Source organism: Spiroplasma endosymbiont of Monopis laevigella (assembly GCF_964019975.1).
Lineage (GTDB): Bacteria > Bacillota_I > Bacilli_A > Mycoplasmatales > VBWQ01 > Spiroplasma_E > Spiroplasma_E ixodetis_A.
Genome location: NZ_OZ026473.1, coordinates 1,344,761 through 1,369,810 on the forward strand (window position 1 = coordinate 1,344,761; position 25,050 = coordinate 1,369,810).

General features: G+C 24.3%; 23 protein-coding genes and 3 pseudogenes. 7 read left to right on the plus strand and 19 right to left on the minus strand.

Annotation, left to right across the window (positions count from 1 at the left end; all coding sequences use genetic code 4):
- The 7 genes from rplI to AACK94_RS07230 form a co-directional block, all read right to left on the minus strand.
- On the minus strand, positions 1-444 hold the full coding sequence (gene rplI / locus AACK94_RS07200) for a 50S ribosomal protein L9 (protein ID WP_286641879.1): 444 nt from the start codon (positions 442-444) through the stop codon (positions 1-3).
- Between the two features lie 32 nt (positions 445-476).
- Complete coding sequence (locus tag AACK94_RS07205) at positions 477-2,474, minus strand: DHH family phosphoesterase (RefSeq protein ID WP_338975675.1); 1,998 nt, start codon at positions 2,472-2,474, stop codon at positions 477-479.
- A 187-nt stretch (positions 2,475-2,661) separates the two neighbouring features.
- Positions 2,662-2,892 carry a 30S ribosomal protein S18 gene (gene rpsR / locus AACK94_RS07210; RefSeq protein WP_174481285.1) on the minus strand — a complete coding sequence of 77 codons (231 nt, stop codon included), beginning with the start codon at positions 2,890-2,892 and terminating at the stop codon, positions 2,662-2,664.
- A 12-nt stretch (positions 2,893-2,904) separates the two neighbouring features.
- The gene (locus tag AACK94_RS07215; protein WP_338975676.1) at positions 2,905-3,408 is read right to left on the minus strand and encodes a single-stranded DNA-binding protein; all 504 of its coding nucleotides are present in this window, start codon (positions 3,406-3,408) and stop codon (positions 2,905-2,907) included.
- A 30-nt stretch (positions 3,409-3,438) separates the two neighbouring features.
- Complete coding sequence (gene rpsF / locus AACK94_RS07220) at positions 3,439-3,966, minus strand: 30S ribosomal protein S6 (RefSeq protein WP_338961413.1); 528 nt, start codon at positions 3,964-3,966, stop codon at positions 3,439-3,441.
- A gap of 191 nt (positions 3,967-4,157) precedes the next feature.
- The gene (locus AACK94_RS07225; protein ID WP_338975677.1) at positions 4,158-4,757 is read right to left on the minus strand and encodes a deoxynucleoside kinase; all 600 of its coding nucleotides are present in this window, start codon (positions 4,755-4,757) and stop codon (positions 4,158-4,160) included.
- A 473-nt stretch (positions 4,758-5,230) separates the two neighbouring features.
- Positions 5,231-5,911, minus strand: a complete 681-nt coding sequence (locus AACK94_RS07230; protein WP_338975678.1) for a hypothetical protein — start codon at positions 5,909-5,911, stop codon at positions 5,231-5,233.
- A gap of 408 nt (positions 5,912-6,319) precedes the next feature.
- Here AACK94_RS07230 and AACK94_RS07485 point away from each other — a divergent pair.
- Positions 6,320-8,847: pseudogene (locus tag AACK94_RS07485) on the plus strand (vitamin B12-dependent ribonucleotide reductase).
- A 102-nt stretch (positions 8,848-8,949) separates the two neighbouring features.
- A pseudogene (locus tag AACK94_RS07250) lies at positions 8,950-9,279 on the plus strand (transposase); the annotation flags it as partial.
- Between the two features lie 33 nt (positions 9,280-9,312).
- Here the strand turns inward: AACK94_RS07250 and AACK94_RS07255 are convergent.
- Positions 9,313-10,551: an IS256 family transposase gene (locus AACK94_RS07255; RefSeq protein ID WP_338976380.1), complete on the minus strand. Its 1,239-nt coding sequence runs from the start codon at positions 10,549-10,551 to the stop codon at positions 9,313-9,315.
- A gap of 88 nt (positions 10,552-10,639) precedes the next feature.
- Between AACK94_RS07255 and AACK94_RS07260 the strand changes: the two are divergent.
- A pseudogene (locus AACK94_RS07260) lies at positions 10,640-11,572 on the plus strand (IS256 family transposase); the annotation flags it as partial.
- Here AACK94_RS07260 and AACK94_RS07265 read toward each other — a convergent pair.
- Positions 11,569-12,141, minus strand: coding sequence for a hypothetical protein (locus AACK94_RS07265; RefSeq protein WP_338975683.1), 573 nt, complete (start codon positions 12,139-12,141; stop codon positions 11,569-11,571). The pseudogene AACK94_RS07260 and the gene AACK94_RS07265 overlap by 4 nt on opposite strands.
- A gap of 139 nt (positions 12,142-12,280) precedes the next feature.
- Between AACK94_RS07265 and AACK94_RS07270 the strand changes: the two genes are divergently transcribed.
- On the plus strand, positions 12,281-13,519 hold the full coding sequence (locus AACK94_RS07270; protein WP_338976315.1) for an IS256 family transposase: 1,239 nt from the start codon (positions 12,281-12,283) through the stop codon (positions 13,517-13,519).
- 30 nt (positions 13,520-13,549) lie between these two features.
- Here AACK94_RS07270 and AACK94_RS07275 read toward each other — a convergent pair whose 3' ends face one another.
- The 3 genes from AACK94_RS07275 to AACK94_RS07285 form a co-directional block, all read right to left on the minus strand.
- Entirely contained in the window at positions 13,550-14,089 is a 540-nt protein-coding gene (locus AACK94_RS07275; protein WP_338975684.1) for a hypothetical protein, read from the minus strand.
- On the minus strand, positions 14,064-14,348 hold the full coding sequence (locus AACK94_RS07280) for a hypothetical protein (RefSeq protein ID WP_338975685.1): 285 nt from the start codon (positions 14,346-14,348) through the stop codon (positions 14,064-14,066). The genes AACK94_RS07275 and AACK94_RS07280 overlap by 26 nt, the downstream gene beginning before the upstream one ends.
- Before the next feature lie 319 nt (positions 14,349-14,667).
- Positions 14,668-15,785 (minus strand): IS3 family transposase gene (locus tag AACK94_RS07285; protein ID WP_338975572.1). Its coding sequence is split into 2 segments (ribosomal slippage): positions 14,668-15,515 and positions 15,515-15,785, totalling 1,119 coding nucleotides; the frame shifts between segments, so codons are not numbered across the junction.
- Positions 15,786-15,898: 113 nt separating this feature from the next.
- Here AACK94_RS07285 and AACK94_RS07290 point away from each other — a divergent pair.
- Together AACK94_RS07290 and AACK94_RS07295 are read left to right on the plus strand one after the other, a co-directional pair.
- Positions 15,899-16,774, plus strand: a complete 876-nt coding sequence (locus AACK94_RS07290; RefSeq protein WP_338976382.1) for an SGNH/GDSL hydrolase family protein — start codon at positions 15,899-15,901, stop codon at positions 16,772-16,774.
- 111 nt (positions 16,775-16,885) lie between these two features.
- Complete coding sequence (locus AACK94_RS07295; protein WP_174481292.1) at positions 16,886-17,407, plus strand: ferritin-like domain-containing protein; 522 nt, start codon at positions 16,886-16,888, stop codon at positions 17,405-17,407.
- 16 nt (positions 17,408-17,423) lie between these two features.
- Here AACK94_RS07295 and AACK94_RS07300 read toward each other — a convergent pair whose 3' ends face one another.
- The 6 genes from AACK94_RS07300 to AACK94_RS07325 all read right to left on the minus strand — a co-directional run bounded on the left by AACK94_RS07300 (position 17,424) and on the right by AACK94_RS07325 (position 24,078).
- On the minus strand, positions 17,424-18,608 hold the full coding sequence (locus AACK94_RS07300) for a glycosyltransferase (protein WP_338975686.1): 1,185 nt from the start codon (positions 18,606-18,608) through the stop codon (positions 17,424-17,426).
- Between the two features lie 21 nt (positions 18,609-18,629).
- Positions 18,630-20,213, minus strand: coding sequence for a methionine--tRNA ligase (gene metG / locus AACK94_RS07305; protein ID WP_338975687.1), 1,584 nt, complete (start codon positions 20,211-20,213; stop codon positions 18,630-18,632).
- A 100-nt stretch (positions 20,214-20,313) separates the two neighbouring features.
- Positions 20,314-20,862, minus strand: coding sequence for a hypothetical protein (locus AACK94_RS07310; protein ID WP_338975689.1), 549 nt, complete (start codon positions 20,860-20,862; stop codon positions 20,314-20,316).
- A complete protein-coding gene (locus AACK94_RS07315) occupies positions 20,807-21,073 on the minus strand; it encodes a hypothetical protein (RefSeq protein WP_338975690.1) in 267 nt (88 codons plus the stop codon). Before AACK94_RS07315 ends, AACK94_RS07310 begins: the two co-directional genes overlap by 56 nt.
- Positions 21,074-21,211: 138 nt before the next feature.
- Positions 21,212-22,513, minus strand: coding sequence for an adenylosuccinate lyase (gene purB / locus AACK94_RS07320; protein WP_338975691.1), 1,302 nt, complete (start codon positions 22,511-22,513; stop codon positions 21,212-21,214).
- A 2-nt stretch (positions 22,514-22,515) separates the two neighbouring features.
- The gene (locus AACK94_RS07325) at positions 22,516-24,078 is read right to left on the minus strand and encodes an adenylosuccinate synthase (RefSeq protein ID WP_338975692.1); all 1,563 of its coding nucleotides are present in this window, start codon (positions 24,076-24,078) and stop codon (positions 22,516-22,518) included.
- 118 nt (positions 24,079-24,196) lie between these two features.
- Between AACK94_RS07325 and AACK94_RS07330 the strand changes: the two genes are divergently transcribed.
- Positions 24,197-24,454, plus strand: coding sequence for a hypothetical protein (locus AACK94_RS07330; RefSeq protein ID WP_252320612.1), 258 nt, complete (start codon positions 24,197-24,199; stop codon positions 24,452-24,454).
- Positions 24,455-24,473: 19 nt separating this feature from the next.
- Here AACK94_RS07330 and pth read toward each other — a convergent pair whose 3' ends face one another.
- On the minus strand, positions 24,474-25,037 hold the full coding sequence (pth, locus tag AACK94_RS07335) for an aminoacyl-tRNA hydrolase (protein WP_338961453.1): 564 nt from the start codon (positions 25,035-25,037) through the stop codon (positions 24,474-24,476).
- Between the last annotated feature and the right edge of the window lie 13 nt (positions 25,038-25,050).

The window sequence follows — 25,050 nt, forward strand, 5'->3', positions numbered from 1 at the left end:
TTATTCTCCTAAAACTTCAACCTTTAATTGTGCAATAATTGTAACATCTAATTTAATATTAATGTTAGTTATACCTAATTCATTAATAGGATTAAATTTAACAAATTTATGTTTATCAATTTTAATGTTATATTTTTGCACTAGTTGTTCACAAATTTGTTTTGAAGAAATAGCACCAGAAACTTTACCATTATTACTTTTTAATTTAAATTGTAAAGTAATTAAAGCTAATTGTTCTTTAATTTTTTGTAAATCTTCTAATTCCATTTCTCGTTGTATTTTTTTATTTTCAATTACTTTTTGATTAATTTTTAATGCTTCTGATGTAGCAATTACAGCTAATTTTCTAGGTAATAAATAATTTTTACCATAACCATCACTAACATTAACAACTTCACCTTTTTTACCATAATTTTTAACATCCGTTAAAAGTACAACTTTCATTGTAAACATCTCACTTTCTATTTTAATAATTTTTAATACCTTTCAGTAGTAGCACTCTCACTTTGATATACGCCACTTTCAATTAGTTTTACCAATTCATCATACAATGCTCTAATTCCCAATTTACTACTTTGGACAGCAGCAGCACTAAAGTGACCACCACCACCTAAGTTTTCACAAATAATTTGAACATTTATTTCACCGTTGCTTCGTGCTGATAAACATGCACGTCCTTGACGATCATAAGCAATAGTAAATGATGCTTTACAATCACGTAAGTCTAACAACATTTCTGAAATTTGGGCTAAATATGAAGTATGTACTTCTAAGTTTTCATCACCAACAGCAACTAAAAATCCTTTTTTAATTTCTTGGGCGTGACTAATTAAAGCAAATTTATCAATTAGTTCATTTAAACTATTTTTCAATAATCCTTTAACTTTAGAAGGAGAAGCTCCTCAATCAGTTAATAATCCACAGGCTTCAAAAGTTCTTCTTGTTGTTCTTACTTGGAAATTATTAGTATCAATTAAAATACCTGCAAACATTATATTTCATAAAAATTCTGATTCAATATTATTAAAATCATTATAATAAATAATTTCTGTCATTGCTTCAGCTGTTGAAGAAGTTCCTGCATCAATATAAGAAGTAATAGTGCTACTAATTGATTCATCAGAAACACGATGATGATCAATAACAATAATTTTTACAGCTTTACTTAATAAATCAGGACTATCAACGCGTTGTGGATTATGAGTATCAACAACAATTAATAAAGTATTTGCATGAAGAAATTTAAGTGCTTGTTTACCAGTAATAAAATTACGACTAATATAACTTTCAGGAACAAGTTCATGAAGAATTTTTAATGTTTTTTCATCAACTTCATTTTGATTAATAACATAATGAGCACTTTTATTTAAACTTTTAGCAATTTCAATAATAGCTGTTCCTGAAGAAATACTATCAAAATCAGCAGCCGCATGTCCCATAACTAAAATGTTTTCTGCTAATTTTATTTCATTATATAATGATTGTGCAAACATTCTAATATTAATTTTAGATTCTGATTGTTTTGCTTCAATAGTACCTCCAATAAAAACTGTATTACCACCAAATTCACGAATAACTACTTGATCACCACCACGATAAACTGCTAACTCTTTACTTTCAATAGCCAAATCATATAGATCTTTACTAATAGCATTACCATAAGAGAAACCAGCAGATAACGTAATATCTGCTTTAAATTTTTTAACACCTTCTCGAATATTTTTAATAAGTGGAAAGTTATCATTTCTTGCTTTATTAAATTCATTTTGATAAAGTAAAATATTGTAACCATCTTCAATATTACCTAATAATAAACCTAAATAATTATTAGCAAAATCATTTAATTCAGTTTTAATAAATGCTTCAACACGAATTTGATTCTCAACTCTTAATTTTTGTAAAGAATTATAAAAATTATCAATACTAATTACACCAAAAACTAATTTTTCTTGCTGTAATTTATTATATAAGAAATGATATTTAGTTGTTTCTTGTAACAAAATTGTTCTAGTTTGTACTAAATAAATAGCATCATAAAGCATATCTTCAATTTTAAGTGTAATTTGAGTAATATTATTACTAATTAATTGTTCTAAATCTCTTGATAGTTTAACAATTGATTTTCCAATTAATCTACCTAAACCTTTATCTTCTAAAAATTCACTTACTCACATAATTGATAAATCACTATCCAAAACAATCATACCAACACTACCAAAAGTTAAAGCTTGTGCATTATTTAATTTTATGATTTCGGCTGTGTTAATATAACGATGACGAATTCATAAACTAAATAAAAAAATATAAAGACAAACAATAATAAAATTACCTAAAACTAAACTTAAAATTACAGTAATAGTGACCACTTGTTCTGCTGTCTCAATATTAACAGTAAAATAAGTCAAGCCAATTAAAATTTCAACTACTAATCAAACAATCATTATTAAATGATAATTTCTTAACGATTTGAACACTTTGTCACTTCCTTCTAATATTATTAATTATACTATAACACTAATACTAAAAACAGCCATTATCTTTTATGTAATATAATACTATTAAGGTCTTTTTATTTTAATTTTAAACTATTATTTAAAATAAAATATTTTTAAGATAAAAATAAATAAAAATTGAGTAAGATTTGTAAACTTACTCAATTTTTTATCTTGAATATCTTAATAATCCCATGATTTGGGCACGTTTTATATTTTTAGCAATTAAACGTTGATACTTTGGATTAGTACCTGTTGTTCTTGCTGGCAAAATTTTGTTATTATTACCCATAAATTTACTTAGTAATTCAATATCTTTATAATCAATATAAGTAATATTATTTTTAGTAATAAAACAAGATTTTCTTCTTGTAAAATTTCTTGGTTTACCAGTGTTCATAATTATCCTCCTTTAATTATTTAAATCTCAAATGATATCTTCTTCATCAAATTCTATATTTTGAATAGCCGCTTCTTTTTCTTGAAGCTGATTAGTATTAGTAAAGACAATATCAGTACTATAATTAGGACTTTTAAAAGCATCATCTAAATGAATTTTATTCTCATCTCTTGGTTTTGAATAATTAATATTAGCATTATTACCACTACTATCTTTTTTACGATTATCTAAAAAAGTAACAGTTTGTGCAACCACTTCAGTAATATATAGTTCTTTTCCATTTTGATCGGTTGATTTTCTTACTGACAGTCTTCCTGAAACTGAAATTAAAGAACCTTTAACTAAATAATTAGTCATATTTTCAGCAACTTTATTTCAAGCCACACACGAAATATAATCAGCTTGATTTTGAATATTATTAACTGCAAGTGTAAAAAAAGTAAAAGGTTTTCCTGTTGAAGTTTGATGTAACTTTAAATCACGAGTGATTCTACCAATTAATGTAACAATATTCATTTTTTATCCTCACTTTTAACTTAGATTTTATTAATCTTTTTGTTCAGTATTCGATGCATTATTATTAGTATTTGTTTTTGAATTTTGGTAATTAGTTTTTGTACGATAAGATGATTCAGTACCAGCGATTGGTCTTGGTTTTCTTTCACCATTTTCATCACGATTATAAGAAGGACGATTTCCTGGTCTTGTTGGTCGAGAGAAAGAACTAGATTCTACTTGACGTTTTGGTTTAAACTTATTAACTTTTTCACTATCTAAATTAATAACCAAAAAACGCATTACGTCTAATTGTCTTTGTTTATTTAAAGCTACACGATTAAAGTTAGCAATGTTTTCTGGTGAAGTTAGCACTTCAATAATAAAATAATGACCCTTAACTTTTTTGTTAATAGGATAAGCAAATTGACGAATAGAATCTTGTTCTTTAGTAATTTTTCCAGCATTTTTAGTTAAAATTTCACAAAATTCTTTTTTAATTAATTGTGCTTTTTCTTGATTTTGATCATCAACGATGTACATAATTTCATAATTATGCTTTTGTTTTAAATCTTCCAATGTTCGAAGACCTCCTTTTGGGCATATGGCTCTGATGAGCAAGGAGTAAATATATTAAGTTTGATTTTTAAATATTTGACTCATACAATATTATAACGTAATTACCTTTAAAGTAAAGGAAAAATAACAATAATTATTAATATAACATGAGAAAAAATGACTAAATAAAAATTTGATTTCAATAAGAAATTTTATTTTATATAATCAATTATTTTTTGCACTATTTGCTTAGGAGTTAAATCATTAGTGTCAATTACTAAAAAATTAAAGTTATTTTTTTCTTTTTCATATCACTGTTCATATTTTTTATTTAATAAACTTCAGTATTCATGAGGTACATGTTTTTCTGATTCACGACCACGAAGGTTTATGCGTTCAATTGTGTTTTCAAGATTTGCTTTTAAATAGACAATTAAATCGGGCTTAATTTGTGGATCAAAATAAAGTGATGAAATAATAACATTATTATAAAAATTTAAATACACTTCATAATCTCTATCATTCATATTGTTTTGAGCTTTTAATACCTCAACAAAAATAGGATCTTCTAAAATACTACGATCAAAAATAACATTGTTAAAATTTTGTGCTTCTTTTAATTGTTTACTTCGTGCCATCAGCATAAATAATTGCATTTTAAAAGCATATTCTAAAGGATTTTGATAAAAATCATCTAAATAGGGATTACTAGTAACTGGCTCGTCCATAATTTTATATTTTAATAATTTTTCTAATTCTCTACTAATAGTGCTCTTACCAACACCAACTACACCAGATAATACAATTTTCATTTTTTGCCTCCCATAATATATGATTACAATTAATTTATCTTAATATATAAATTTTCTCCCTCCAAATAAAAAAACATTTAATAAATTAAATTTTACTTTTACTAAAACTCGTTGCTTATATTTTCAAAGATTAACGTAATATCAATTACATTTTTGAAATTATTGATAATACACTTTCTTGATTCTATATACCCTTTTAACTATATTTATCATAACATAGAATTTATTGATAACGATACTATTACTTTTTAGTTATCAAATAAATCAAATTCATATATTTATAAACTAAATTTTAAAAATAAAAGAGAAGTAAACTACAAACTAAATTACATTAATATAAACAGTAATCACATTAATTATTATATTTTCTTTCAAACTTGCTTGCCGCTTATTTAATTTAAATATACAAAAACTATTTCCCTTTCCATTTTTGATTCATACAAATTACAATCACAGTATACATCATTTTTTATTTATAATTTTGCTGATTTTGATTTAGAACTACTTTTTAAAAACTGATTATCATCATTTATTTTTTGTCTTTCAAATTCATTTGAGTATACAAAATTATTAATATATTTTATATTGTGATTAAAATCTTCTTTAAGAAAATTATTAGTATAAAAATTTTCATCATTTACTTTACACTTTGAACAATCTTTAGAAACAGCAATTTCTTTCCAAATATTCTCTTTAAATAATTTAATTTCTTCACGATTTTCAATTTCCTTGTCTTGAAATTTTTTAATTTTTTCTTCCAATTCTTTTATTTTTTCTGCAACTAATTCTTCATTTGTAAATATTTTTTCATCTGTTATTAATTCTTTAATATCAATAATAACAGCATCAAAATATGCAAAAGCAGTTTTGTCTAAAATAATACCAAACCCTATACTTGCTAAACCTCAAGAAAGATAATTTTTAAATTGTTTAAGGAATTCTCAAAAACTATTAAATCTATCACTAGTCATTTCATTTTCAATATAAGCTGTAAATAAGGCTCCCATACAACATAAACAACCTAATTTAAAACCGTGTATGATTAAATTTTTCAAAGCATTTTTTCTAATACTTGAAAAAATAGTTGCTATATTTTCTCTTGAATTTACATTTTCAATATCACCATTAATTGATTGATAATTTTGAATAGGCATATTTAAATATCCTCCTTTAACATAAAAAACTCATTACTTTAAAAACCAAGTAATAAGTTAAACAAAAAAACTTTAATATAAAATTTTAGAATCATAATATCATATTTAAAATAAAAAGAAACTATTATTTAATAGTAATAGTTTTTACATAAAAATATATTTTACTTATTAATTTTAAAAAAAGAAAAAAATATTTAACTATAAAATAAATTTAAATTTATAAAAATTTATAATAAACAATTAGACAATGTTTAAAATTAAATTATTTCAATAAAATAAATTATGATATTATTTTAAAGCGTATTATTTTCTGAAATAAATAATAAGTTACTAACAATGTAAATTTAGACTTTAAATTTATCAATTGTTATAATAAGAATAAATTTGTAAAGGGTCAGGTGAATTTTTATGTACAGTGAAAGTTTAAAAAATAATTTAAATGAAGATATTAGTAAGCATTTTACACACTTAAAAACAATAGAAAAAGATTATAAAATTACTCATGAAGGTGTATCAAGAATGGTAATGCTTGATCGTTATGCACAAAAAGACAAAAATTTAATTACTTTAAAACGAGGTGATTTGGTAATTAGTATTATCCGTGAAGACGCTATTTTTCCAACTAGAGGAATTGGTTATGTTGTTGAAGAATTAGAAAATCAAGTTTATGCTATCAAAATTGAAGATGAATAATTAGGCTCAATTGATCCTGAACTAATAAAAATTTCTGGTAAAGCTGGTATTATCCACAAACAAAAATATGAACTTGAAAAACCACTAGAGTTATTTTATGAACAAATTGCTTATCGTGTTAGTAAATCATTAACTACAAAAGAATCACCAAAATTAAGATCTGTTTATTTATCCGAATTTTATGAGCAATTAAAATCGCTAAATATAGTACCTGCCGGAAGAGTTTTATATGGGGCTGGTAGTGATTCTGATGTTACTTTTTTTAACTGTTTCGTAATGTCTTTTATTCATGATTCACGAAGTGGAATTGCTGCCCATCGTCAAGAAGTTATGGAAATTATGTCACATGGTGGTGGTGTTGGTTCTAATGGTTCAACACTAAGACCAAAAGGTACTGTTGCTAAAACAGTTGGTGGTAAATCTTCAGGAGCTGTTTCTTGATTAAACGATTTATCTACATTAACTCATTTAGTAGAACAAGGTGGATCACGACGTGGCGCACAAATGATTATGCTAGCTGATTGACATCCAGATATTATCGAATTTATTATTTCAAAAATGCAAAATGCAAAAATTTTATTATGGTTAAAAGAAAATTCAAAATCAAGTTTAATTCGTGATGAAGCAAGTAAAAAATTAAAATTTGAAGTACTTAGTGACCAAGATCGTAATATTTTTGAATCAATCTTAAATAATGAACAACTTTTTAATGAAGAAATAATAGAAAATGCTAAAAATAAACTAGCACTTGGTGGATCTTGAGAAGTAATTAAAAGCGATTTTTTAACCGGAACTAATATTTCAGTAACAATTAGTGATGAATTTATGAATGCCGTTGCAACAAATGGTAAATGAAATTTACGTTTCCCTGACTTAGATAATTATACTGTAACTCAAAAACAAGCTTATGATGAACATTGAAATAAAATTGGTGATGTTCATGATTGAGAAAAAATGGGTTATCCAATTAAAACTTATTATACAATTAATGCATCTGACTTATGAGATTTAATTAATTTCTGTGCTACATATTCAGCAGAACCTGGTATTTTTTTCATTGATAGAGCTAATGAAATGACTAATGCTCAAGCATATGGTATGCGTGTTGTTGCTACTAATCCTTGTGGTGAACAACCATTAGCACCCTATTCAGTGTGTAATTTATCAGCAATTAATTTAGCTAATTTTGTTAATAAAAAAACAAGTGAAATTCTTTACGATGAACTAAGTAAATCTGTAACAACTTGTGTTCGTATGCAAGATGATGTTATTGATAGCACTCCATACTTTTTAGAAGCAAATAAAAACAAGCACTTGGTGAACGAAGAATTGGTCTAGGAGTAATGGGTTTACATGATTTACTAATTTGAAGTAATCTAAAATACGGCTCAAAAGAAGCTAATGAAGTAGTTGATAAAATTTTTGAAACTATTACTACTAGTGCTTATCGTGCATCAATTAATATTGCTAAAGAAAAAGGAAGTTTTCCATTTTTAAAATCACGCGAAGCATTTATTAATAGTGGCTTCATGAAAACAATGCCTGAAGACATCAGAAATGATATTCTTAAATATGGTATCCGTAACTCACATTTATTAACTGTTGCTCCAATAGGTTCAACCGGAACTATGGTTGGTGTATCAACAGGACTTGAACCATACTTTGCCTTTTCATATTTCCGTTCAGGAAGACTTGGCAAATTTATGGAAGTAAAAGCAAAAATTGTAAATGACTGATTACAGTATCATCCAGAATTTAAAGAAAAACCATTACCAGATATTTTTGTTTCAGCAATGCAATTAACACCTGAAGATAATGCTAATGTACAATGTATTATTCAGCGTTGAGTTGATTCTTCAATTTCAAAAACTGTTAATGCTCCAAAAGGTTACACTGTTAAAAAAGTAGAACAAATATATTACAAATTATATAAAGATGGAGCAAAAGGTGGAACTGTTTATGTTGATGGAAGTAGAGATAGTCAAGTCTTATCTTTATCCGATGATGATAATCAAATGCAAGAGCAAGTTAACTTAAGTGATCTTGGTCTAACTGAAACTTTTGCCGATAGTATTAATGAAACAAAACCAATTAAACCAGGATGACGTAATGATCGTCAAGATCGTAAAATTGGTACTGATTTAGGTGACTTATGTACAATGTGTAAAGAAGGAGTCCTTGTCTTTAGCGCTGGTTGTTATACTTGCAATAATTGTGGTATTCAATCTAAATGCGGATTATAAAAATAAAAGGAAATGTTTAGTAATCTGTGTAACTTACAAAAATAACTATGTTTAATTAATTCTAGTAAATATAATTAAATGACTAGAAAGAGTGAGTTACAGATGGCTAAAAAAGATAACTTTAATAATAATGATCCAATATCAAAAGCAGTAGATTTATTACTAGAAAATACTGAAGATTTAACAACAGTTTTTAAACTTGGCGGTTTATATAAAGAATTAACAAAAAGATTAGTTGAAAAAATGTTGAATTCTGAAATGCAAAATTATTTAGGATATGAAAAAAATCAACATAGTACTACTGAAAATGCTCGTAATGGTACAAGTTCAAAAAAATTAATAACTCAACAAGGTAAAATTGAAATTGATGTACCAAGAGATCGCAATAGTAATTTTACTCCTGTAATAGTTCCTAAAAGGCAAGAGGCTTTTTAATAATCTGTGTATCTTTGTTTTACAAAGTTACTAATTTAGATTAATTCTGTCTTCAAATTTTATCATAAAATGAGCAATTGCTGTATTTCAATTTTGAATAGGCAATGTTCATTTTTTTGTTATATTTTCAATTGCCAAGTAAAATATTTTGAAAACTGCCATATCATTAGGAAAAACTTTTTTATTTCTGATGATTTTTCGTAATTGACTATTAACAGATTCAATAGCATTTGTAGTATAAATCACTCTTTTGATTTCTACTGGATAACTAATAAAAACCATTAAATTATCTCAATTTTTATATCAAGATTTAGTAATTTGAGGATATTGTTTATTTCATTTACTTTCAAACGATTCTAAAGCTTGCATTGCTTGTTCTTCACTACATGCACTATAAATTGGTTTTAAATCTGCAACTAGACCTTTTCGATGTTTGTATGAAACATATTTTAAACTATTTCTAATTTGATGAACAATGCATAATTGATGTTCTGTTTTAGGATAAACTGATTGTATTGCTTCTGACATGCCTGTTAAATTATCACTACAAGCAATAAGAATATCATTTAAGCCACGATTTTTCATTTCTGTGAAATTAGATAATCAAAACTTAGAACCTTCATTTTCACTAATTCATAATCCTAAAACATCTTTTTTGCCTTCTAAATCAACTCCTAATGCTATATAAACTGATTTGTTAATAATCCGTTTATCTTGTCGTACTTTAACTACTATACAATCAAAATAAACAATAGGATAAATACTTTCTAATGGTCGATTTTGTCATGCTTTAACATCATCAATAACATCATCAGTAATTTGACTAATAACACTTTCACTAATATCAGCACCATGATATAACTCTTGCAACTGCATTCTAATGTCAGATAATGTCATTCCTTTTGCATACAAGGAAAAAACTTGTTGATCAAAACCATCAAATCTTCTTTGCCTTTTAGGAACTATTACAGGAGTAAAATTACTATTGCGATCTCTTGGTACATCAATTTCAATTTTACCTTGTTGAGTTATTAATTTTTTTGAACTTGTACCATTACGAGCATTTTCAGTAGTACTATGTTGATTTTTTTCATATCCTAAATAATTTTGCATTTCAGAATTCAACATTTTTTCAACTAATCTTTTTGTTAATTCTTTATATAAACCGCTAGGTTTAAAAACTGTTGTTAAATCTTCAGTATTTTCTAGTAATAAATCTACTGCTTTTGATATTGGATCATTATTATTAAAGTTATCTTTTTTAGCCATCTGTAACTCACTCTTTCTAGTCATTTAATTATATTTACTAGAATTAATTAAACATAGTTATTTTTGTAAGTTACACAGATTACTAAACATTTCCAAAAGGCAAAGAAGATTTGATGGTTTTGATCAACAAGTTCTTTCCTTGTATGCAAAAGGAATGACATTATCTGACATTAGAATGCAGTTGCAAGAGTTATATCATGGTGCTGATATTAGTGAAAGTGTTATTAGTCAAATTACTGATGATGTTATTGATGATGTTAAAGCATGACAAAATCGACCATTAGAAAGTATTTATCCTATTGTTTATTTTGATTGTATAGTAGTTAAAGTACGACAAGATAAACGGATTATTAACAAATCAGTTTATATAGCATTAGGAGTTGATTTAGAAGGCAAAAAAGATGTTTTAGGATTATGAATTAGTGAAAATGAAGGTTCTAAGTTTTGATTATCTAATTTCACAGAAATGAAAAATCGTGGCTTAAATGATATTCTTATTGCTTGTAGTGATAATTTAACAGGCATGTCAGAAGCAATACAATCAGTTTATCCTAAAACAGAACATCAATTATGCATTGTTCATCAAATTAGAAATAGTTTAAAATATGTTTCATACAAACATCGAAAAGGTCTAGTTGCAGATTTAAAACCAATTTATAGTGCATGTAGTTAAGAACAAGCAATGCAAGCTTTAGAATCGTTTGAAAGTAAATGAAATAAACAATATCCTCAAATTACTAAATCTTGATATAAAAATTGAGATAATTTAATGGTTTTTATTAGTTATCCAGTAGAAATCAAAAGAGTGATTTATACTACAAATGCTATTGAATCTGTTAATAGTCAATTACGAAAAATCATCAGAAATAAAAAAGTTTTTCCTAATGATATGGCATTTTTCAAAATATTTTACTTGGCAATTGAAAATATAACAAAAAAATGAACATTGCCTATTCAAAATTGAAATACAGCAATTGCTCATTTTATGATAAAATTTGAAGACAGAATTAATCTAAATTAGTAACTTTGTAAAACAAAGATACACAGATTATTAAAAAACCTCACTTCTTCACCTATATTTTTTCCTCAATCTTGAAGTTTTGTTTCAGATTTAAATGATTGATCATCTTCAAAAAATTTTTTTCTACACTCTTCATTGTACAATTTATGTTTTCTTAAAATATCAGATAAATTTTCTTCTCTTAATTCACTGTCAGATTCTATTGTTATAATATTTTCTTCTTGCAAATTTACTTCTTCTACAATACTTTCTAGTCTTTTCAATAATTTTTCTAGTTTTTTTGTCTTTTTGATTTGGTTATATTTTTCATCAATACTTGGTTTAAATTGAAGAAGTGCACCTTTAAAAACTAGCAATACACCAATAGGTACGCCCACAGTTATACCAATAGGTCCTCCTGCAACTCCAATTAAAGCACCAAATAAAGCACCTCCAATCATAGGAACACCACCTTTTATAACCACAATTCCTAATAACTCTAAATTTTTACAAATATCAGGATGTTTTTTTTGATTTTTATTTCAAAATTCTTTTAATTCATTATTTATTTTTTCTATAGTTTCTTTCATCTTTTATTCTCTTTCCATTTTTTGACTACAAAGATGGTTTAAATTGGAAATGTTTAGTAATCTGTGTAACTTACAAAAATAACTATGTTTAATTAATTCTAGTAAATATAATTAAATGACTAGAAAGAGTGAGTTACAGATGGCTAAAAAAGATAACTTTAATAATAATGATCCAATATCAAAAGCAGTAGATTTATTACTAGAAAATACTGAAGATTTAACAACAGTTTTTAAACCTAGCGGTTTATATAAAGAATTAACAAAAAGATTAGTTGAAAAAATGTTGAATTCTGAAATGCAAAATTATTTAGGATATGAAAAAAATCAACATAGTACTACTGAAAATGCTCGTAATGGTACAAGTTCAAAAAAATTAATAACTCAACAAGGTAAAATTGAAATTGATGTACCAAGAGATCGCAATAGTAATTTTACTCCTGTAATAGTTCCTAAAAGGCAAAGAAGATTTGATGGTTTTGATCAACAAGTTCTTTCCTTGTATGCAAAAGGAATGACATTATCTGACATTAGAATGCAGTTGCAAGAGTTATATCATGGTGCTGATATTAGTGAAAGTGTTATTAGTCAAATTACTGATGATGTTATTGATGATGTTAAAGCATGACAAAATCGACCATTAGAAAGTATTTATCCTATTGTTTATTTTGATTGTATAGTAGTTAAAGTACGACAAGATAAACGGATTATTAACAAATCAGTTTATATAGCATTAGGAGTTGATTTAGAAGGCAAAAAAGATGTTTTAGGATTATGAATTAGTGAAAATGAAGGTTCTAAGTTTTGATTATCTAATTTCACAGAAATGAAAAATCGTGGCTTAAATGATATTCTTATTGCTTGTAGTGATAATTTAACAGGCATGTCAGAAGCAATACAATCAGTTTATCCTAAAACAGAACATCAATTATGCATTGTTCATCAAATTAGAAATAGTTTAAAATATGTTTCATACAAACATCGAAAATGTCTAGTTGCAGATTTAAAACCAATTTATAGTGCATGTAGTGAAGAACAAGCAATGCAAGCTTTAGAATCGTTTGAAAGTAAATGAAATAAACAATATCCTCAAATTACTAAATCTTGATATAAAAATTGAGATAATTTAATGGTTTTTATTAGTTATCCAGTAGAAATCAAAAGAGTGATTTATACTACAAATGCTATTGAATCTGTTAATAGTCAATTACGAAAAATCATCAGAAATAAAAAAGTTTTTCCTAATGATATGGCAGTTTTCAAAATATTTTACTTGGCAATTGAAAATATAACAAAAAAATGAACATTGCCTATTCAAAATTGAAATACAGCAATTGCTCATTTTATGATAAAATTTGAAGACAGAATTAATCTAAATTAGTAACTTTGTAAAACAAAGATACACAGATTATTAAAAAGCCTCTTTAAATTTATTTTCTAAAGATAAATTTTGTAATCTTGTTGAATCTTCATCTAAATTTATATCTTGTCAACCATCAGTTTTTATGTTTTCTCTTTCTAAAAATAATTTGTCTCTTGACACGTCTTTATATAAGGTTGTAACTATATCTAATAATGCATCATAACATTTTTTATCACCAATCTTTAATTCTTTAATAGTTTTTTTAAAATTACTTGCATATTCCTCATATTCTTTTAATATAAGTTTCTTATTACTTTTATCTTGAAAATAATTATCTAAAATAATTTTTCATATTTTATTTTCAATATCTCGTATTTCTCTATCTTCTTTTGATAAGAAATTATTTTTCTCATTTTTACTTTTTTCTTCTAATATTTTACATCTTTGTAACTCTAAATCTTTTACTTCTTCTTTTTTATCATCTATAAGTAAATGTAAACAAGCGATTTTTTTATTAAGTCTTGTTTTTTCATTTTTTAAATCTTCAATTTCTTTTTCATTCTTATTTTTCTTTATTTTTTGCTTCAATTTTTTCTATTTTTGCTTCAATTTTTTCTATTTTTTTTAATTTTATTTTTATTTTTTTTTCTGCTTTTTCAATTTCTTCAAGTTTTTCATCTTCATCAAAAAACATATATTTAAAAAATATATCTTTGCTGTGTAACTTCATATATTCTGAATTTCTTAATTTTTCTTTTTCAAGTTTTTGTTCAAAAAGAAAAACTCACTCTTCTACTATTTTCGAATTAACTAAATTTTCAATTGCTACTGCTATATTTCTACTCATTTTTCCTATTCCCTTTCAATATTTTATAAAAAACCCATTTACTTTAAAAATAAAGTAAATGTGTAAAAAACTAATCTTTTGATTTAAAATTAACACATTTTATTTTTTTTACAATAAAATTATTCTTAAAAACTGCATTAAATTTAATAAATAATTAAATTTATATAATCATTTTTTAAAATCAATTTTTATTTTTGTAATAAAACATTATTTACTGATTACTACTAATATGGTAATATGAAGGTAATAACTTACTATTAAGTTAAGTTAAGTTATTAATTTTTAAAAGAGAATATTGGAATGGCAACCCTTTTTAGGACTATTTTTTGGTAGACATTTGTTTTTGATAACTAATTGGAGTTAGGTAGTTTAGAGTACTGTGAATTCTTATGTTGTTATATCAATTGATGTAATCAAATAATTCTAATTTTAATTGGATTAATGATGTAAAATTTTTATCATTAATAAATTCAATTTTGAAAGTTTTAAAAGTTGCTTCAGCAACAGCATTGTCATAAGGACATCCTTTTTTGCTTAAAGATCGAGTTATGTTGAAAGCTAATAAAAGTTTATCAATAGTTTTATTATTGAATTCATTACCGCGATCAGTATGAAATATTTCAATATCTTTTAAACAGTGATTTGATTGCATAAATGCTTGATATACTAATGATGCATCTTTTTTAACTCCAACACTATGTCCAATAATTTCGCGGTTAAATAGGTCGATTAATAGGCAAATATAGTTTCATTTACCATTAACTTGAACATAAGTTAAATCACTAACAATAACTTCATTTTTAATTCTATTATTAAAGTTTCTATTAACAAGATTGGTTATTTGACTATCATTGACTTTATTATGATAATTTTTGAATGATAATTTAGTGTATTTTGATATTAAATTATGCTTATTCATAATTTCTTTAATTTTTCTGCGTGATAAATAAATTTCTTGGTTTGCTAGTATGAATTTTAATCTTCTAGTACCATAAACTTCTTTATTTTCTTTAAAAGCACTAATAACAGCTTGTTCATAAATATTATTTTGAATTTTATTTTTTTTCTTTAAATTAAAATAATATGTTGATTTAGAGAGTTTTAAAAAATGACACATTGTGCGAATTTTATATTTAGATTTATTATTTGCAATAATCTCTACTTTCTGCCTATTATTAGTGCTGCTTGCTTTAAAATATCAATTTCCATTCGTAACTGTTTTAATTCTTTATTTGCTTGAATTAATTGTTTTTCTAAATCTGAAAGATTATCTTTAGTTTTAAAACTACCTGAATTAGTAAATTGCTTAATTCAATTGTAAGTAGCTGCTCTTGTAACATTGTATTCTTTAACAAGGCAAGATACTGATTTGCCACTTTGATATAAAGCTACTATTTGTTTTTTAAATTCATCTGAATATGAGTTAATAGTGACCATAATTATAATTCCTTTCTTTTAACTAATTTGTTCACTTGTCTATGTAATTAGTGTCCAATAAAGTGTAACCCATCCAAAAACATTTTAATGAACAAATAAGTGTTAAATCACAATTATATGTCCTTGGCGACAGCTTATCAGATAATGGTAATTTATCTAATATTTTTACTTATGATACTTGAAATATAGATAAAGTTAAATTTCAAGAACCTTTTTATCATAATTCATTTACTAATGGCGATGTTGCTGCTAGTATTTTAGCGAAAAAACTAGGAACAGAACTATTACCAGCTTGATATCAAAAAGGTAATAACTATGCTGTAAGTGGAGCACAAGCCGGACAAAATCATAGTTGAGAATATCAATTATTCTTAAATCATTATTCTATTGACCACCAAGCTAATCAATTATTAAAAGATCATAAAATACAAAAAAATGATGATATTTTTATTGAAATAGGTGGTAATGATCTGCTTTCTGCTATGGATGAAAATTCAACAGCAAAACAAGAGTCAATTATTAATAATGCAATAACAACTGAGTTTGAAACTGTTGATACATTAATTAATGCTGGTGCTCAAAATTTAATAATTGCCAATGTGCCTAACATTAGTAATATTCCAAAATATGTTAATGAAAAACAATCTGTTAAAGAAGTAGCAAACCACTTATCAAATGAATATAATAACAAATGAAATGATAAAATTACTGAATTAATAAAAAATAATTCTGATATTAATATCAGACCGTTTGACTTAGAAACTAATTTTAGTGATTTATTATCTGAAGCACAAGAAATAGGAAAAAATATTACTAATGAATCAATAAAATGATCAATTCCCGGTTTAGCTTTAAATTTAAATCCAAAATATATTGATGGAACAACTCCAGAAACTATTAATAATAATTTTTTCTTTGATTATGTTCATCCAAATAAATGAGCACATGATCAAATTGGTCTTGAACTATTCACTGAACTTACTTCATAAAAAATGCAACAGAAACAATTAATTAACAATATTTTTATTCTTAATTTATTTTAATATATATAGTATTAAAGTAGTATAATACATATAAAGCCAAGAAAGAAGGTGTATTTAATGATTAAAAAAATTAACGATGATCTAAATGATTATATTAGTGAACATCTAAAATATCAAATGCTTAGTTTTAAATTAAGTAATGATGCAAATCAAAAAGGATATCCTGGGTTTGCACGCTTCTTCCAAGTAGAAGCAGCTGATGCTGTTGTTCATATTCGTAAAATTTGTAACTATTTAATGGATCAAGATGCTCAAGTTGAAATTAAAGACATTAAAGTTCCAACTTTTACTACAAAAAACATTGAAGAAGCATTAAAAAAATTAAAATCTACTAAAGAAGAATTACTTGATTTTACTAATAAACTTGTTAAAAGTGCTCGTGAAAATAATGATAATTTAACTGCGAAATTTTATGACTGATTCTTAATTGATTTCTATGAAGAAATTGCTTATGAAAAAGACTTATTGGATTGAATTGCAATGTCTAATAGTAACCTTTATAAAATTGACAAACGTTTACTAAAAACTGAAGAGCCAGATACTTTAAAAGTTATTGTTCCATTTTATGAACCCGAATAAATTTCACATTTAACTCTTAATTTTCACCAAAAATGTATAAAAATTTTGTTGTATTTTTTTGTTTTTCTTCTACTTGATAGTTTAAACTGTATTCTCTTTTTTTACCTTCAATATTTATTTCATCTTTACTTTTATTACTTCATTCAATAACTTTTAACTTATTTTCTCCTAAATCAGTTTTAATATTAATTATTATTCATATATACTCATTATAAATCTCTTTAAGTTTTTGAAAATGCTTTTGAAATAAAAATTTATTTTTTTCACTATAATTACCTTCAAATGTAATCATTATTGAAATGTTTTCTATTATTTTTATTTGTTTTGCATACTCTTCTGATATTTTTTGTAATCTTCTTTGTTTATTATATTCGGTTTCATTTATTTCATTTCAATTATTGGAACCGTGTTGATAACCAATATCGAAAGAAGAAAATAATTCTGATGGAAATGCCATTTTTCTAAAAGTCTTTAATGAAAAATATAAATTATTTTTCATTGAATAAAAATCTACTCCTATATACTGACTATTAGCATCATATAATATTTCTTTTTCTTCTTCTTTAAAATTATTTTCAATTATATAATTAACAATTTTTTGAATTTTTACCAATTCTCGTACATCATATGTTGGATTATTTTTTTGATCTAATTCTTCTCTTAATTCATTTATTACCTTACTAATAATTTTAGAATGTTTTGTGACAACAATTACATCATAAAAATCTGTATCAAAATATAATTTATAATTATCATTTTTTTTAATTTTAATATTTAATAAAATACCATAACAAGCATAAAGAAATCTAGGGAGTGAACGTTTTAATTCAACATCACCATCTAAATAAATGCCTCCATATTGGTTTAATATAACAATTCTTATAAAATCTGATGCTGATTTTAGTTTTTCTTTAATTGCTAATCTATTATTTTTAAATATTTGTTCAAATATTACTACATCATTATTTTCTAAATTTTCTATTTCTTTTAAACTAATAATTTTAATATTATTAAGTAACTTATGTTGTTGTTTTTCATTTTCAGTAATTTCTCTATTTTTTTCATTTTTAGAAATTCATAAAATAACTTCACGTTCATGTTGGTGTAATAAAGCCGCATAAATTATATTATTTCTTACAGTAATTGGTATTTCTCCAATTCATACAAAATGAATTGGATATTTATTATCTATAACTGACATTTTTTTAATAACTCTTATATTTTATTTAAATGCATTGTTTAAAAATGATAATTCATCTTCGATATTTAATCTTGGAAATAATAACTCTTTTTTATTAACAGATTTATTAAAAACTTCATTCAAGTTAATATTGACTATTGGTTTAGTAATTTTTAAGACACCCAATTGTTCATGAATTTTTAATGAACTATTAACCAAAATTGGACTTAATAAAGCACTACTAATAATTAAAATATTTGCTAATAAATTTAAAATATTATGTAATTCAATAGTTTTATTATTTTTATGTAAATCTCATGGTTTTGTTAAATCAATTAATTTATTACCACTAGTTATTAATTTAAAAACGACATTAATTGCTTCATGAATTTGATACTCATCCATTTCAATATTAAAATCATTAATAGTACTTTTAATAATTTTAATTATTTCTATTGCTTCTGGTTGTAACTTATTTAAATTAACTTTGGGAATTTTACCATCACAATATTTAATGATCATTGTAACTGTTCGCGAAAGCAAATTACCTAAATCATTAACAAGATAAGAGTTATAACAATTTAAAAATAATTCATGACTATATTTTGCATCATGACCAATAATAATTTCTTTCATTAAAAAAAACCGTAATCCATCTGCACCATAACGATTTACTAATACTAAAGGATCAATAACATTACCTTTTGATTTTGACATTTTTCCTTCTTCATTAGTAATTCAACCGTGAGCCAAAATTCGATTTGGTTGTCTCAAGTTTAATGCCATTAATAAAATTGGCCAATAAATCATATGAAAACGACTAATTTCTTTACCAACTAAATTCACAATTTCACAATTTGAATCTAGTCAAAATTTTTTAAAATTAATGTCATCATCTTGTAAATAACCTAATCCTGTTAAATAATTACTTAATGCATCAATTCAAACATAAATAACATGTTTTGGATTTTCTAATACTGGTACCCCTCAAGTAAAACTCGTTCTAGTAACACTTAAATTTTCTAAGCCTGGCGTAATAAAATTATTAATCATTTCCGTTTTACGATTAAGTGGTCATAAAAATAATGGGTGTTCATCATAATATTTTAATAATTGTTTAGTATATTTTTCCAATTTTAAAAAATATGATGGTTCTGATAAAGTAGTAATATTACCTTGACATATTTTACATGTATTATTAGTTTTATTAATTTGGCTATCTGTCAAAAATTCTTCACAAGAAATACAATATGAGCCTTCATATTTTCCCAAATAAATATCATTTTGTTTTAATAATTTGCTGAATATTTTCTGAACACTTAAAATATGATTTTTATCAGTTGTTCTAATAAATTTATCATAATCAATATTTAAGTTTTTTCATAAATTCTTAAACCCAACAACAATATCATCAACAAATTTTTGTGGAGTTTGTTTATTTTCATCCGCCTTTTTAGCAATTTTTTGACCATGTTCATCACTTCCAGTTAAAAAGAATACTTCATAACCTTGCATTTTCTTATAGCGAGCTAAAACATCAGCAATAATTGTTGTATAAGCATGTCCTAAGTGTAACTTAGCACTAGGATAATAAATAGGGGTAGTAATATAAAATTTTTTTGTCATTATTTGCTCCTAAATTTAATAATTATAATTTTACATTAAAATAGTATTTTTTATTGTAATACTTATTTAAATTAATAATATTTTATTAATCTTTATTTTTTTATAAAATCGAACATTTTTGTTGATATTGATTTTTATTAAAACCATTATCAGAGTTAACAGCATCTATATCAACATTTAAGTAAAACTGATAATCACTATTTACGTGTGAAAGAACACTACTTTTTTCATTATCATAATTATTTACTGGTAAATACTGATTACCATTACTCATTAATGGTTGATTTTGTAATTTTCCTGAAATTGCAAAATCATATCAATGTCTCAAAAGATCATTTTTTTCTCATTGTCTTCTTTTTTCTTTTTCTATTTTTTCTAAAATATTATTAAGTTTTAAAATTTTTAATCCAACCTTTTTCAATTCTTCTTTTTGATTACTTATATTAACTTTTTCACATACTATTTTGTTAATTCGTTTTTTTTCAAAATTATAATAACCAAAAGTTAAAAACTTAACTAATTTATTCTTAAATTTAAAAATTTTACTTGTTTTTTGTTTTTCGAAAATTTCTAACTTTTTAATAATATTTATATTATAAGAAAGAAATATAGATTGTTTTTTTAATATATGACTGCAATGTTTTTTCACATTTATATTTCTTATTACTAATATAATATAATATTATTTTTATTTTATTAATTTTCTTTTTTAATAAATTAATATCTAATTCTCCATTATCTTTTAAGTATCGATCATCTAAAACATCATAAAAATGTTCTTCATTATCATCATAGCTTGTAATAAAATTAAAATGTTGATTTATAAAAGGAAAACTATTATCGATTTTGTATTTCTTCATAATTTTCACTCCTTAAACTTATATAATCTAGTGACTAATTACAATATTTTCTTAATCTTTTATATTTATTGATTATTAGATAAAATAAAAAAAATAAAAATTAATAAATTAAATGCTAATTAAATTTAATATTAAACATTATTTATCTTTAAAAACTTTTTTAAAAATATAATCAACATTTATTAAAAAAATATTATTATTACAACATTCATTTAACTGTTCACTAGTTAAATATTGATTAATATTATTCTTTATTAATACATCTTTAAAATTAATCATTTTATTTTGTGCTTCTAAAGTGCATTTTTGAATAAAATCATAAGCAATTTCACGTGTTATTTTTGGATTATTTTTAATAATAGTCAATAAAATTACTTGTGAAAAATAAAGTTCATTAGCTTTAGCAATATTATTTGCCATGGCACTAGTATTAATTACTAAATTATCTAAAATATTTGTCATTCTATTAATAATAAAATCTAATATATGATAAATATCAGGTAACATAATGCGTTCATTAGAACTATGAGAGATATCACGTTCATACCATAATAAATTATTCTCATATACTATACTATTATAACTTCGAACTAATCTTGCTAAACCACAAATATTTTCAGAACGAATTGGATTTTTTTTATGTGGCATTGAACTTGAACCTTTTTGTGAAATAGAAAATCCCTCTAAAAGTTCATTAACTTCGCTACGTTGACTCAAACGAATTTCTAAAGCTATTTTTTCAATTGTTGTAGCAATTGAACTTAATTGTGTAATTAAAAAAATCAAACGATCACGTTGTACTACCTGCGTAGCACAACTGTCAACTTCCATTTTTCATTTTTTAGCAATAAATTCACTAACTTTTGGCGAAATATGAACAAAATTACCCATAGCACCCGTAATCTTAATAACTTCAACTTGTTTTCTTGCTAATTCCAACCTTACTAACTGTCTATTTATTTCATCGTATCATAAAGCAAATTTTAATCCTAATGAAGTTGGTTCACCAAAAATACCATGACTGCGACCAATTACTAATTGATTTTTATATTTAAACGCTAACTCTTTTAATTTCAATTGTAAAGTAATTAAAGCTTTTTCAATAATTTCATTTGAAAATTTTATTTGTAGATTTTGGACACTATCAACCATATCAGTTGAAGTTAAACCATAATGAATTCAACGACTTTCAGTTTTTAAGTTAGCACTCAACATTCTAGTAAAAGCAACTACATCATGCTTAGTTTCTAATTCTAATTTATTCATTAATTCAATATCTAATTTAGCATTTTTTTTAATTAATTGAAAATCTTTAAGAGGAATTATATTTAAATGTTGTAATGATTCACAAACATCAATTTGAAAATTCATTCATAAGTTTAAACGATTTTTCATATTTCAAATATTAGTCATTGCTTTTGTTTCGTAACGTTCAATCATTTTTACTCCTTAATAAATATAGTTTGTTTACGATCTGGACCAACAGAAAATATTCTAATTGGAACACCCACCAACTCACTAATTTTTTTTAAATAATTTTTAGCATTTTCTGGTAATTCATCATAACTAGTAATATTAGTAATATCTTCATTTCAGCCAGGCATAGTAATAAAATGTGGTTGACATTTATTAAAGTTATTAATTTGAGAAGGTATGTATCTAATTATTTCGCCATTTAAAGTATAATGCGTACAAATGCTTAATGTTTCAATACCAGTAAGCACGTCTAACAACATAATAGCTAAACTAGTAAATCCATTAATTTGTGCACTATACTTAGCAATAACTGCATCAAATCATCCAATTCTTCTTGGTCTTTTTGAAACTGTGCCATATTCATTACCAGTCATACGAATATAATCTGCTAATTTACCAAAAACTTCACTAGGAAATGCACCAGCACCAACTCTTGTACTGTATGCTTTAGTTACACCAATAATTTCGTTAATTGCTTTTAAAGAAATACCTGAACCAATAGCAATTGAACTAGCACTTGGATTAGAAGATGTTACAAAAGGATATGTACCATGATCTAAATCTAATAAAGTACCTTGTGCTCCTTCAAATAATATCTTTTTATTTCTAACTAATTGTTCATTTAAAAATTGACCAGTATCAATAATTAAATCTTTAAAGTATGGTAATAATTCTAATAAACGATTATATATTGTTTGCGCATTAAATTCTTTTTCATATCCATAAACATTTTTTAATATTTTATTTTTAATTAACAAATTATCAGTAATCAATTCTAATAGCCGATCCTTATCTAATAAATCACCCATTCGAATTCCAATCCGATTAATTTTATCAGCATAACAAGGTCCAATTCCTTTTTTAGTAGTGCCAATAGCTTTATCGCCCTTAATTTTTTCTTCATATTCATCAAATGCTAAATGATAAGGTAAAATAATATGAGCACGATCAGAAATCCGTAAATTTTGACAACTAAAACCGGCAGCTTTTAAATATTCAATTTCAGAAACTAATTTTTCTGGATTAACAACACAACCATTAGCAATAACACAATATGAATCTTTATTAAAGATACCAGAAGGAATAATACTTAATTTATATTTTTGATGATCAAAAACAATTGTATGTCCGGCATTATCACCACCACTTCAACGAACAATAACATCAGAATTTTGACTATAATAGTCAGTTATTTTACCTTTTCCTTCATCACCTCATTGACAACCAATAATAGCGGTAGTTTTAAATGGTTTTGGTTGATCAATTTTTGATATTAAAATATTTTTAGTATTAACAATTTTATTAGCGATTTTTTGATTTTCTTCTTTTATTATATTTTTTGATTTTTCAAAATCTACTTTCATCTTATTAATGATTGGCTTAACAGTGTCAGTTTTTATTGATTGCGTTTTTACTTTAGTTGCTTTTTTTACATCTTTAACTTTTGGTTTAATAGTTTTATTAAGTTGTTCAACTTTAGTTTTTGCCTTTTCTATTGTTGGTTTGATTATATTTTTTTTTGCTTTCATATTGTCTCCTTTATACTCAAAAAAAGTATTTATAAATTTATAAATTAATTATATAATTATTTAATAATGATTATCAAAATATTGTTATTAAAATAAACTAGTAAAGGAAACTTAAAAAATGAAATGAAATTTTGATAATGACAGTTTTCAAAATGATAATAATGATGATTTTGACAAACTTTGTCCTATTTGTAAGCAAAAATTACTAGAAGCAAAACTTGAAAAAATAAATGAAATAAATCAATATCAGCAAACACAAAATGATATTTTATTAATTGAAGAAATAAAAAAAGAATTAGAAAAAATTAAAAAAGAAAAAGAAACACAACTTTATGTTTACTTATGTAGAAAACATAAAAATGAAAATATTCTTTAATATTTTTATAATATATTAATTATTTTTTATTATATTTATTCATAATATTTTCAAATTTACTATCAGTAATTCAACTACTAATGCTTTCTACAAAAAATTGTTTATGATCTTTTATATTCTTTAACTCATCATTACTAAACTTACTCAAAACTCAATCAGCCGTGTTAAAATTAGGATTTTTACCAACACCAATTCTTAATCTTTGAAAATCTTTACTACCAATTTGATTAAAAATACTTTTAATTCCATTATGACCAGCAGCACTAAATTTTTGTTTGTATTGAAATTGACCAAAATTTAAATCAACTTCATCGTGAATAATTAACACATTTTCAATTTTAATTTTAAAATAATTCATAAAATTTGAAACACAAAAACCTGATAAGTTCATAAAAGTTAATGGTTTTAAAAAAATAACATCAGTGCCATTAACAACAGTTTTAACATATTGACCATTAAATTTAGTTTGATTAATTTTTAATTGTAATGTTTCACAAATCATATCAATAATAATAAAACCAATATTATGACGTGTCAATTCATACTCTTTACCTGGGTTTCCTAATCCAATAACTAATTTCATCTATTTTAAATTT